The following is a 221-nucleotide window of genomic DNA, read 5'->3' as shown; positions in this document are numbered from 1 at the left end:
GACAAGGTCCCAACTACCATCGGCGCTAGAGAGCTTAACTTCCGTGTTCGGTATGGGAACGGGTGTGACCTCTCTGCCATCATCACCAAACTATTGAAGGCATATTCCTTCAAAACTAGATAACATTTGCTACATATTATATGGTTAAGTCCTCGATCTATTAGTATTCGTCAGCTCCACATGTCACCATGCTTCCACCTCGAACCTATCAACCTGATCAT

At 44.3% G+C, this 221-nt stretch carries 1 rRNA gene; it reads right to left on the bottom strand.

Annotated features, from left to right (window positions below):
• A 5S ribosomal RNA gene (rrf, locus tag AC0L0O_RS30130) occupies nt 1-90 on the bottom strand; the annotation flags it as partial.
• Nucleotides 91-221: the final 131 nt, after the last annotated feature.

This window comes from Bacillus sp. GS3m_15504 (assembly GCF_055825275.1).
This window is presented reverse-complemented; position numbering and strand designations above follow the sequence as displayed.